The organism is Mycobacterium sp. UM_Kg1 (assembly GCF_000972925.1).
GTDB classification, from domain to species: domain Bacteria; phylum Actinomycetota; class Actinomycetes; order Mycobacteriales; family Mycobacteriaceae; genus Mycobacterium; species Mycobacterium hiberniae.
In genome coordinates, this window is sequence record NZ_JRMK01000122.1 from 1 (window position 1) to 11509 (window position 11509).

At 72.6% G+C, this 11509-nt stretch carries 9 protein-coding genes; 3 read left to right on the top strand and 6 right to left on the bottom strand.

Annotation, left to right across the window (positions count from 1 at the left end; translation table 11 throughout):
• On the bottom strand, positions 1-358 hold a 358-nt coding region (locus tag LI92_RS16565; RefSeq protein ID WP_046320714.1), incomplete at its 3' end, for a UvrD-helicase domain-containing protein.
• 74 nt (positions 359-432) lie between these two features.
• On the opposite strand from LI92_RS16565, the gene LI92_RS16570 reads away from it, so the two are divergent.
• Positions 433-681 (top strand): mycoredoxin, encoded by a 249-nt coding sequence (locus LI92_RS16570; protein ID WP_192830072.1) that lies wholly within the window; start codon positions 433-435, stop codon positions 679-681.
• Between the two features lie 12 nt (positions 682-693).
• On the opposite strand, the gene nudC is transcribed toward LI92_RS16570, so the two are convergent.
• The 4 genes from nudC to LI92_RS16590 form a co-directional block, all read right to left on the bottom strand.
• On the bottom strand, positions 694-1617 hold the full coding sequence (gene nudC / locus LI92_RS16575; protein ID WP_286135149.1) for an NAD(+) diphosphatase: 924 nt from the start codon (positions 1615-1617) through the stop codon (positions 694-696).
• Between the two features lie 73 nt (positions 1618-1690).
• The gene (locus LI92_RS16580; protein ID WP_046320718.1) at positions 1691-2767 is read right to left on the bottom strand and encodes a potassium channel family protein; all 1077 of its coding nucleotides are present in this window, start codon (positions 2765-2767) and stop codon (positions 1691-1693) included.
• Between the two features lie 56 nt (positions 2768-2823).
• Entirely contained in the window at positions 2824-6144 is a 3321-nt protein-coding gene (locus tag LI92_RS16585; RefSeq protein WP_046320726.1) for an ATP-dependent helicase, read from the bottom strand.
• Positions 6141-9281 (bottom strand): ATP-dependent helicase, encoded by a 3141-nt coding sequence (locus LI92_RS16590; protein ID WP_046320719.1) that lies wholly within the window; start codon positions 9279-9281, stop codon positions 6141-6143. The genes LI92_RS16585 and LI92_RS16590 overlap by 4 nt, the downstream gene beginning before the upstream one ends.
• Positions 9282-9338: 57 nt before the next feature.
• Here LI92_RS16590 and LI92_RS16595 point away from each other — a divergent pair, with 57 nt between their 5' ends.
• Positions 9339-10127 carry an alpha/beta fold hydrolase gene (locus LI92_RS16595; protein WP_046320720.1) on the top strand — a complete coding sequence of 263 codons (789 nt, stop codon included), beginning with the start codon at positions 9339-9341 and terminating at the stop codon, positions 10125-10127.
• 11 nt (positions 10128-10138) lie between these two features.
• A complete protein-coding gene (locus tag LI92_RS16600) occupies positions 10139-10432 on the top strand; it encodes an MGMT family protein (RefSeq protein WP_046320722.1) in 294 nt (97 codons plus the stop codon).
• A gap of 88 nt (positions 10433-10520) precedes the next feature.
• On the opposite strand, the gene LI92_RS16605 is transcribed toward LI92_RS16600, so the two are convergent.
• Positions 10521-11375, bottom strand: coding sequence for a TIGR02569 family protein (locus LI92_RS16605; RefSeq protein WP_046320723.1), 855 nt, complete (start codon positions 11373-11375; stop codon positions 10521-10523).
• Between the last annotated feature and the right edge of the window lie 134 nt (positions 11376-11509).

Here is an 11509-nt window from a genome sequence, read left to right on the forward strand (position 1 = left end):
CCCAGGCGGTGTCGCCGACCACCCGCGGCCAGAAGTAGCGCAGTTGCCGGCGAGCGGCCGCGTGGAAGGTCAGCGCCTGCACTCCGGCGACCCCGGCAGCCGCTCCCCCGCCGGCCGCCGCGCCCAGCGCACGCAGCCGTGACCGCATCTCGCCGGCGGCGCGCTGGGTGAAGGTCACCGCCAGCACCTGGCTGGGTGCGACGTGACCGGCGGCGACCAGCTGGGCGATCCGGTGGGTGATGGTGCGGGTCTTGCCGGTCCCGGCCCCGGCGAGCACGCACACCGGGCCGCGGGGCGCCAGCACCGCAGCGCGCTGCTCCTCGTCCAGGCCGGCGATGAGCGCATGCATGGCGTCCATCTTGGCAGGCACCTCCGACGGCCTCTGACGCCGATTCGAGGAATCCCTACCCGACCGACTACGTTTGGACAGTTATGAACCAGCTCGTGATGTACACCACCCGGTGGTGCGGCTATTGCCGGCAGCTCAAAGCGGCGCTGAAAAAGCTCGAGATCCCCTACGAGGAGATCGACATCGAGCTCGACCCCACCGCCGCGGAGTTCGTCGCCTCGGCCAACGGGGGTAACCGCACGGTGCCCACGTTGCGCTTCGCCGACGGCTCCACGCTGACCAACCCCACCGGACGTGAGGTCAAAGCGAAGCTGGAAAGCCTCGCCGGCTAGGACCGGGGCGGCTCAGCCCGATTCGGCCCACGATTCGATGATCGTCCGGGCGATCGAGATCGAGCCGGGCAGTAGCAGTTTCGCATTCGGATCGCCGCTGTTCCAGGCACCGGCCGACAGCGCTGCCCGCACCTCGTCGCGGGTGAACCACGCCGCCTCGGTGATCTCGCCGTCGCTGTAGGCAAAGGTCTGTCCCGGGTCGGCGACGGCGTGGAAGCCGACCATGAGCGAGCGGGGGAACGGCCACGGCTGGCTGCCCAGGTAACGCACGTCGCGAACCGTCAGCCCGACCTCTTCGTGGACTTCGCGGACCACGCAGGCCTCGAAGGACTCGCCCGCTTCGACGAACCCGGCCAGCAGCGAGAACATCCGCAGCGGCCAGTTGTGTTGCCGGGCCAGCACGACCCGGTCGGCCCCGTCGTGCACCAGACAGATCACCGCGGGATCGATTCTGGGGAACTCCTCGGCGCCGGTGATCGGGTTGACCCGCGCCCATCCCCCGCGCGTCGGCTTGGTCGGTGTGCCGTCGACCGGCGAAAACGTGGCATTGTCATGCCAATTCAGCAACGCGATCGCCGACGACACCAGCTGGGCGCTGACGTCGTCGATGACGTCGCCCACGGCACGGATGTCCAGCACCGAGACGTCGGCCCCGGGCGGGGCCTGCAGCGCAGCACGCACGGCCCAGACGTGCCGGCCGTCGGCGATGCGGCCCAGAAACACCGCATCCGGTGGTGGGGTGTCGCCCAGCTCTGCTGCCTGCTGCAGCACCGCCCGTCCGTCGGCGACCAGAACCTGATTGCGGCGGTCGACCCGCAGCAGCGCGGCCTGCTGCCATCCGGCGGCGGCCGCGTCGGTGTCGGTGCGCAACTGGTCGGCGCGGTCGGCCCCGATCCGCGACAGCAGGGGTACCTGGCGCAGCTCAAAAGTGCCCATCATCGCTCCCCGTGCCGCGCCGGCACCGGCACGCGGGTGGTCCCGTCGGCCGGCTTGGCCGCGCTTGCGTCGGTCACTGGTTGCTCACCGTACGCACGTAGAGCAACCGGTCGCCGGCCTCGATCACATCCACCTCCGGGGTATCCAGGCGCAGCAGACGCCCGTCGCGGACCACGGCCAGCACGATCTCGGTGAGGTGCTTGGCCGAGCCTCCGACCTCTTTCTGCTCCACCGGCCGTTCGGCGATGGCATAGCCGGCGTCGGGGGTCAGCAGGTCTTCGATGATCTCGACCACGTTGGGCGTGGTGGTTGCGATACCGAGCAGCCGTCCGGCGGTCTCCGAGGACACCACCACCGAGTTGGCCCCGGACTGCTCCAGCAGGTGCTGGTTCTCGGCCTCCCGGATCGCCGCGACGATGGTGGCCTGCGGCGCGATCTCCCGGGCCGTCAGGGTGACCAGCGCCGCGGTGGCGTCCGAACCGGTGGCCACCACGATCGCCGCCGCGCGCTGAGCGCTGGCCAGCCGCAGCACATCCGACCTGGTCGCGTCGCCGTCGACGGTCACCAGCCCGGCGCTCTTGGCGCGGTCGAGCACCGCGCGGTCGCTGTCCACCACGACGATGTCGCTGGGGGTGGTCTCGTCGTCGCCGAGCATCGCGGCGATCGCGGTCTTGCCCTTGGTGCCGTACCCGATGACGATGGTGTGGTCGCGCACTTTTCTCCTCCATCGCTGAATGCGGAATGCCTGCTGCGACGTCTCGGTGAACGCCTCCACGGTCGTTCCGACCAGCAGGATCAGGAAGGCGATCCGCAGCGGGGTGATGACCAAGACGTTGATCATGCGGGCGAACTCGGTGATGGGCGTGATGTCGCCGTAGCCGGTCGTCGACAGGGTCACCGCCGAGTAGTAGAGGCAGTCCAGGAAGGTCAACCGGTCGCCTTGGACGTCCTGGTAGCCGTCGCGGTCGACGTAGACGAGCAGCGTGGACGCCAGCAGCGCCGCCAGGGCAATGGCGGTGCGCCGGTAGACGATGCGGCCAGGACTGGATCGCCCCTGGGGGATGCGCAGGACGCCGACGAGGGCGTGGCTGGGCTGGGCGGTCAGCGTCTCATCGAGACGACGCAGCCGCCGCCAGCTAGCTCCCGCCACGGTGGGCGGTCATCGGTCGCACCTGACGCACGGACCCACTGTAGCCACCCGCGCCGTCAGTCGGTGAGCAGCGCGGCCAGCTCGGCCAGTTCGGGCAGATCGTCGGCCACGACGGTGGTCCCGGACCGCACGTAGTGGAAGGCAGCCCGCACCTGAGCTTCCGGGCAGCCGGTCAATGCGGCCCAGGCCAGCCGGTAGACACCAAGCTGGACCGCGGCATGCCGGCGCGCTTCCGGCCCGTCCGGGGCAGCACCGGTTTTCCAATCCACCACGGTGACACCGCCGTCCGCGTCGGCAAAGACCGCGTCGATCCGGCCGCGCACCACGCGGCTGCCGATGGCCATCTCGAAGGGCACCTCCACGGCGACCGGGCTGCGGGCAGCCCACGGCGAGTCCAGGAAGGCCGCCTGCAGGCGGGCCAGCTCCTGCGCATCGGCACGGGTGGTGTCGGCGTCGGCCGCACCGGGCAGGTCCTCCAATTCGAAGAGCCGCTCGGCCCCGAAGAGCCGCTGCACCCAGTCGTGGAACGCGGTGCCCAACAAGGCATGCGGGTCGGGTCTGGTGGGCAGTCGCCGACTCAGGCGCTGCCCCGCCCCGGCCGGGTCGCGGCTCAACTCGACCAGGCCGCTCACCGAAAGCTGGCCGGGCAGGACCGCGGCGCGTGGCGTCGCCGCCGCCGACCGCTCCGCCAGCAGCGCCTCGACGTCGGCGGCCCAGGGGCTGTCCGGAGCCGAGTCGTCCTGAGGGTCGCCGTCCCGCAACGCCGCGGCGACCAGAGCCGCACCGCGCTCGACGCCGCCCCGCCGGCCGGCCAATGGGTCCGCCGGCCAGATTCCCTCGGCATCGGTGGCGGACAACGGGTTCTGCTCGCCCGCGGCCGGTTCCTGCGCCCAGTGCTCGATGACCCCGCAGGGTGCATCGGCAACAGCCGATTCATCGATCACCGCCTTGATCTCATCGAGGAAGGCCGACGGGCCGCGTGGCTTCGCGTCGCCCCTGCCCCAGTGGTGACCGGAGACCAGCAAGGTGTCCTCGGCCCGGGTGACGGCAACGTAGAGCAACCGGCGCTCTTCATCGACCCGTCGCTGGTCCAGGCGGCGCCGATGTTCGGAGATGGCGTCGGTCAGCTGCTTACGGTGGGTCACCGCGCCGATGTCGAGAAGCGGGACGCCTTCGACGATCTCGGCGCCGGGCTGGGCCCGATCGCCGCGCAGCAGCGGCGGCAGCTCGCCGGCGTCGGACAGCCAGCTGCGGCGCGAGGCGGTCGAGGGAAACACCCGTGTCACCAGGTGCGGAACCGCGACCACCTGCCATTCCAGCCCCTTGGCCGCATGCACGGTGAGGATCTGAACGCGGTCGGCGGCCACCACCGGCGCAGCCGGGGCCAGCCCGTTCTCCACGACCGCTGCCGCGTCCAGGTAGGCGAGCAGCCCCGCCAGTGCACCGCCGCCTCCGGTGCCAGGCCCCCAGGACGGCAGCCCGCCCTGCCCGGCGGGGCCCGGCTTGGCCATCGCCTCGGCGTAACCGGCCACCACGTCGGCGAAGGCGTCCAGCTGTTCGGTGCCGGATGCCCCCGCCGCCACCGGCTGCGCGGCGATCACCTCGCAGTCCAGGCCGAGCACCCGGCGTACCTCGGCCACCAAGTCGGGCAGCGGATGCCACAGATGGCTGCGCAGCACCGTCAGCTCCTCGGCGAGCGCGATGATGCGCCGGTATCCGGTGGCCGAATAGCGTTGCGCCGGACCCGGATCGGCGAGGGCGTCGGCCAGACAGGGGGCGTCGACGTCGGGGCCGGCGCCGGCGGCGATCTCCGCGGCCGAGGCCGGTGCCGTGGCCGCGTCGGGGCGGGACAGCTCGGCGGCACGCCGCCACAGGGCGGCGATATCGGCGGCACCGAGTCGCCAGCGCGGTCCGCTCAGCACGCGCAGTGCCGCCGCGCCAGCAGTCGGTTCCTGGATCAGCCGCAGCATCGCGACCAGGTCGGCCACCTCCGGTATCGACAGCAGGCCCGCCAGTCCCACCACTTCCACCGGGACGCCGCGGGCCCGGATCGCCTCGGCCAGCGGCGCGGCATCGGCGTTGCGGCGCACCAGCACCGCGGCGGTGGGCGGGGCCACGCCCTCGGCGGCGGCTTCGCGGTAGCGCTGTTGCAGGGCATCGGCGACCCACTGCACTTCAGTGGCCACATCACCGAGAAGGGCGACCCGTACGTCTCCGGGCGGGGCCGCCGGGCGGGGCCGTAGCGACTGCACCGTCACCGAGCGCCGGCGGGCCTCCTGGGATATCTCGTTGGCCAGGTGCAGTACCTCGGGTGGGTTGCGCCAGCTGGTCCGCAGTTCCAGGGTGGGCGCCGGGCTGCCGTCGGAGAGCGGGAAGTCGGTGGCGAATCGGGGCAGGTTGGTGGCCGAGGCGCCCCGCCAGCCGTAGATCGACTGGATGGGGTCGCCCACGGCGGTCAGGGCAAGGTCGTCGTCGGCGCCGCCCCCGAACAGCGACGACAGTGCGATGCGCTGGGCGTGCCCGGTGTCCTGGTATTCGTCGAGCAGCACCACCCGGTAGGTGGCGCGCAGCCGGGCGCCGACCGTCTCGTTGGACTGCGCCAGGCGAGCGGCGGTGGACATCTGCGCGCCGAAGTCCATGGCTCGTTCGGCGCGCATGCGCTGGTGCAGTGCGTCGATCAACGGCACCAGCTCGGCCCGCTCGGTCTGGATGTCGAGCATCTTCAGCAGCGTTTGGTTGGGTTCGGCTCGCTGGCGCGGGCCGGGAGGCAGGGTGTGCACCAGCCGCTCGAGCTCCCCATGGGTGTGGCGCAGGGCGTCGGTGTCCACCAGGTGTTCGGCCAGCTGGCCGGCCAGCCGCAACACCATGGCCGTGACCGCGGCGGGATCCCGATCGGTGCGCAGTTCCCCCGGATAGCGGCTGACCACGTCGAAGGCCATCTGCCACAACCCCGTCTCGGTGAGCAACCGGGTGTCGGGCTCGATGCCGAGCAGCAGTCCGTGTTCGCGCAGCAGTGCTCCGGCGAAGGCGTGGTAGGTGCTCACGACGGGCGCAGCGGCACCGTCTGCTGTCGTGCCGGGCTCGGTGGGCATCAGTCCCGCACCGGCCAGCCGCGCCAGCCGGGAGCGGACCCGGCGAAGCAGCTGTCCGGCGGCCTTGCGGGTGAAGGTCAGCCCCAGTACCTGGCCGGGTTCGGCGTAGCCGTTGGCGACCAGCCACACCACCCGGGCAGCCATCGTCTCGGTCTTGCCGGCGCCCGCGCCGGCGATCACCACCAGGGGGCCCGGCGGCGCGGCGATCACGGCGGCCTGTTCCTCGGTGGGCTGGTGCAGTCCGAGCGCGGCCGCCAATTCGCCGGGCTCGTAGCGGGTTGTCATGCGCCGCAACCTCCGTCGTGGGCCGGGCAGATCGGCCGGACCGGACAGTGCCGGCACCCGTCGTTGACCCGGGCGGTGAACGTCGGCCCGGCGGTGGCCGCAGCCGCCTGCGCGATGCGCTCGCGCCATTGGCCGCCGGTTTCGGGGGTCAGCGGGTCCTGCTCGCGCTCGGTGGCTCCCGCCGCCCCGGGTTTGGCCGGATAAATCAGCCGCGCTCCGCCGGGCTGCTCGTCCGGCCCGATCAGACCGGCTTCCACGGCCAGCTGATAGACGGCAAGCTGCGCGTGTTGTTGTGCGTCGTCCTTGCCCGCCGGGGTCTTGGCGGTCTTGACGTCGATGACCACCAGCCGCCCGGCGGCGTCGCGCTCGACCCGGTCGATGCGGCCGCGCAACCGCACGCCGTCGCCGGCGTCGATCACGCCGTCGAAGGCCACCTCGGTTCCGACTTCGGTGAGTTCGCCCCGGGTCTGGGCTTGCCACTGCAGGAACGTCTCGATCATGGCGCGATGCCGGTCGTGTTCGTTTTCCGAGTACCACGGCGAGGCGAACGGGAGCTCCTGCCAGGCCCGGTCCAGCTCGGCGAGCAGCTGGTGCGGACTGTCGGCGGATTGCGCGACCAGAGCGTGGATCATCGATCCGATCGTGGAACGCAGATCGCGGCCGTCGGTGCCGCCGTGGCGTTCGGCCATCCAGCGCAGCGGACAGTCCAGCAGGCTCTGCAGAGCCGAGGGCGACAGCGTGACCGGGCCGGCACCCGGTTGCCGTAGCGGCTCCGCTGTGCTCACCGGCGCCAGGCCATGCCAGCTCTGCGGGTCCGCGCCGGGCACACCTGCCCTGGCGAGTCTCGCCAATTGCCTTGCCGCGTCGGCTCGTTCGGCATCGCTGACGATGTCTTCCGGCGCGCAGACCACGGCACGCAATCGGCCCACCAGTCCCGCGGCGGACAGCAACGGCGGCGCCAGGACCGGCGATGCCGGCGACGCCGGGCCCTCCGCGGTGGCGCAGGCCGCCAGTTCGGTGAAGAACTCCGATGGGATCTGTTCCTCGTCGCCGCCGTCGCCGTCGCCGTCGACGGCGGTGATCACCAGCCGGCGCCGCGCCCGGCCCAGGGCGGACACCAGCAGCCGCCGCTCCTCGGCAAGCAGCGGGGCCCGGGCCGAGACCTCTTCGCCGAACCCGTGCAGGGTGTCCAGGAGGCGTTGGGTGCCCAGCACGCCGCCACGCGGAACGGTGTTGGGCCACAGGCCTTCCTGCACACCGGCGATGACCACCAGATCCCATTCGCGGCCAAGCGCGGCATGCGCGCTGAGCACGGCGACGGCCTCCATACCTGCCGCGGGAGTGTCGGTCCGCGGTGCGGCCAGCTGCATGGCCGTGACGTATTCGACGAGCCCGGCCACGGTGGCGCCCGCGGTGCGCGCCACGTGCTGCTCGGCGAGCTCGAACAGGGCGGTCACCGCCGCTAGATCGCGGTCGGCCTGTGCACCGGCCGGGCCGCCGCGCGCGACCGCCGCCAGCCAGCGTTGCTGCAGTCCCGACCGATTCCACGCCTGCCACAGCGTGTGGTGTGGGTCGCGGCCCTCGCCGTGGCTGCGGGCCGCGGCCGCCAGCACCGCACGAACCCGGCGCAGCGCGCGGCTCTGCGCGGCCGGCAGCTCGCCGGGCGGCCCGGCCAGCACCGCCGCCAGGCGGTCGTCGGGGTCGGCCGGCGCATCCGGGCGGGCCGTACTGCGGCGCAACGTGCGCTGCAGCTGGCGCAGTGAGATCGGGTCCACCCGCCCGATGGGCCCGCTGAGCAGACTCAGGGCGCGGGAACCGTTCACACCGTCGGCGGTGCACTGCAGCACGGTGATCAGTGCCGCCACCGCCGGCTGCTGGGCAAGCAATGCGCCGCTGGCCGGCACCGTGACCGGGATGCCCGCGGCTGCCAGGGTGCGCGGCAGCCGCATGGCCGCCCGCGGCACCGACCGCACGATCACCGCCATCTGCGACCAGGGCACGCCGTCGATCAGGTGGGCGCGCCGCAGAATGTCGGCGATCAGCGTCGCCTCGGCCTGGCCGGTGCCAGCGGTGTGCACACTCACCGCCCCGGCGTCGGGCCCCGTGCCCTGCAGCCCGCGGTGCGCGCCGGCGCCGGGCAGTCGCCCGGTTACGGCGCGCACCGTCCGGGCCACCGCCGGGGCGCATCGGTAGGAGGTCGTCAGCGCCACCATCGGGAGCTGAGCCCCGCCAGGTTGTAGGTCGTCGGCTAACAAGACGGTGGGCTCGGCACCCCGGAATCCGAACACCGCCTGATCCGGGTCACCGGCGATCACCGTCCGCTGCACGCCGGCGGCGAGCACCCGCACCAGCCGGGCCGCCTGCGGGTCGAGTTGCTGCGCGTCGTCGACCAGCAGCAACCGGATCCGGCTGCGCTCCTCGATGAGCAGGTCGGGGTCCGCGGCGAGGGCCTCCAGCGCCGCCCCGACCAGTTCCGCCGCTCCCAGCGCCGGCGTGGTGGCCTGCGGCGCCGCGGTACCGACCGCGGCCCGCAGCAGCATCACCTGCTCATACTGCTGGGCGAAGCGGCCCGCGGCGCTCCACTCCGGGCGGCGGAACCGCCGGCCCAGTCGGGTCAGATCCGCCGGGTCCACGCCCCGTTCGGCGCAGCGCGCCATCAGGTCCCGTAATTCGGTGGCGAAGCCGTCGGTGGCCAGGGCGGCATGCAACGACGGCGGCCAGGCCCCGGCGCCGTCGCCGGCGAGCAGTTCGCGGATCGCACTGTCCTGTTCGGCCCCGGTGACCAGCCGCGGTGGCGCGGCCTCTGCCCGTTTCGCGGCGCGTCGCAGCACCGCGAAGGCGTAGCCGTGCACGGTGCGCACCAGCGGTTCCCGGATGGCCCGGCTGGCCACCGGCCCCCCGGCGGCCAGCAGCGCCGCGGTCATCGCCCCCCGGTCGCTGGCGGGAAGCCGGCCCGAGCCGGTCAGCAGCAGCACCGAATTCGGGTCGGCGCCCGCGGCGACGTGCGCGGTGGCCACCTCCACGAGCAGGCTGGTCTTGCCGGTCCCGGGTCCGCCGAGCACCCGCAGGACGCCACGCGCACCCGGATCCAGCGCCGCGGCGACCTGCGCGGCATCGGATCCCCAGTGCTGTGGCATGCCGCTATGAGAGCACTGCCCTCTGACAAGTGCGGGCGCGGCTGGCACCATCGACGGGTGAATCCCGATCATCGACTCCATGTGCACCGCTACGGCCCGGCCGGTCCGGTGGGGCTGCTGGCGGTCCACGGCTTGACCGGTCACGGGGCGCGCTGGCGACATGTGGCCGCGCATCTTCCCGACGTCGCCATCGCCGCGCCGGACCTGATCGGCCATGGGCATTCGTCATGGGCCGCCCCGTGGAGCATCGACGCCAACGTCGCCGCGCTGGCGGCACTGCTGGAGGGCACCGCCGCCGGCCCGGTTCCGGTGGTGGCGCATTCCTTCGGCGGTGCGATAGCGCTGCAGCTGGCCGCGGCACGGCCCGACCTGGTCGACACGCTGACCCTGCTGGACCCCGCGGTCGGCCTCGACGGTGAGTGGATGGCGGCGATCGCGGCCGCGATGCTGGCCTCGCCCGACTACCCCGATCCCGCCGAGGCGCGCGCCGAGAAGGAGCACGGCGCGTGGGCCGATGTGGATCCCGTGCGCCTCGATGACGAACTCGATGCGCACCTGATCACGCTGCCGGGCGGCCGCGTCGGCTGGCGGATCAGCGTTCCCGCGGTGATGGCCTATTGGAGCGAGCTGGCCCGCCCCGTCGTGGTTCCCCCGGCTACGCCGACCACGCTGGTGCGGGCCACCCGCACCTCGCCGCAGTACGTCCAACAGCCCTTGATCGATGCGTTGCGGGAGCGGCCGGGCGCGAAGTTCGCGCTGGTGGACTTCGACTGCAATCACATGGTGGACCAGGCCCGCCCTGCCGAGGCCGCCGCCGTGATCCGCGCCCAGCTGGCGCGCCGCTAGGAGGCCGGGCCGTGGCGGTCACCGACGACCAGGTCGAGCTGGTACGGGCGCTGATCGCCGGCGTGCCGGCCGGCCGCGTCACCACCTACGGCGACGTTGCCTGCGCGGCGGGGCTTTCCAGTCCCCGCATCGTGGGCTGGATTCTGCGGACCGACGGCGCCGACCTGCCCTGGCACCGGGTGGTTCCGGCGTCGGGCCGGCCGTCGGCGCCCCGCAGCGCCGAACAGCTGGAACGTCTTCGCTATGAAGGAGTGCCGGCCGTGGACGGCAAAGTCGATCTGCGTGCGCTGCGACATCGGTTCTGACGGCGCCACTTTCACCGAGCGTGCACTCAGGGCGTAAATCTGGCCGAAATCCCGACCTGAGTACACGTTCGGCGCGGGCGGCCGAACGCTACAGCACCAGGCGCACCAGCGCCGCGGTGCGCGCCAATCCTGGGAACGCCTCCTCGGTCGAGCGCGGATGCAGCGCATGGACGGCAAGGCGGAACATCAACGCGCGCAGCAGCATCTGCGGCCACTCGGGCAGGGTCTCCCAGCGCTCGATCAGCCCGTCGTCGGCATCGCCCCACGACAGGGCATCGACCACCACGACCCCGGCCGCCCACGACGCCGGGCGCCAGTAGGGGGTGATGTCGGTGACGCCGGGAGCCGCTGCGCCGGAGAACAGCACCGTTCCGTACAGGTCCCCGTGGACCAACTGGCTGGGGCTCTTGGTGGGTTTGCGCAAGGTGGCCAGCTGGTTGATCAGATCGATCGACCGCTGACCGTCCACCGAACCCGGGGCCAGCCGGGCCCCGCCCTGCAGCGAGGCGAACGGCCGCTCCTCCCAGGCCGCCCGGTCCGCCGCGATGAACACGTCGACGTCGGCCCACGGCGCCACCGGCGCCTGGGTCAAAAAGCGCGGCCGCTCCAGCGTCGAGGTGGCCTCATGCAGCCGAACCGCCGCCGACACCACCTCGTCGTGGCGGGGCTCGGGGGTGCCGGCGACATAGGTGTCGGCCCGCCACCCCGACACCACATAGCGCCCATCGGTGGAACGCACCGGGCGGGCCAGCCGGATACCGTCGGCGAACAGGGTCTCGCGCACCTTCGCCGACCACGCCGCCCGGGCATGGTCGGCGACCATCGACAGCACCACTTCACCGCACTTCCAGCCGTTCTCCCAGCCGGCCCCCAGCGGTGCGGGGTCGATGTTGCGAATCCCGAACGTCGCCAGCACATGTTCGGGCGGCGGCTCAACGGTCACGCGATCAGACTAACCGCGGTGATCGCAAGCGCGGCGGAGCCGAGCGCGGCGGGTCACCGCCATTAGTCACGGTGATCGCAAGCGCGGCGGAGCCGAGCGCGGCGGGTCACCGCCATTAGTCACGGTGATCGCAA

Excerpts from the sequence above, each read along its gene's own strand:
- LI92_RS16570 (WP_192830072.1), top strand. The coding sequence starts at position 433 with ATGAACCAGCTCGTGATGTACACCACCCGGTGGTGCGGCTATTGCCGG.
- nudC (WP_286135149.1), bottom strand. The coding sequence starts at position 1,617 with ATGGGCACTTTTGAGCTGCGCCAGGTACCCCTGCTGTCGCGGATCGGG.
- LI92_RS16585 (WP_046320726.1), bottom strand. The coding sequence starts at position 6,144 with ATGACAACCCGCTACGAGCCCGGCGAATTGGCGGCCGCGCTCGGACTG.
- LI92_RS16590 (WP_046320719.1), bottom strand. The coding sequence starts at position 9,281 with ATGCCACAGCACTGGGGATCCGATGCCGCGCAGGTCGCCGCGGCGCTG.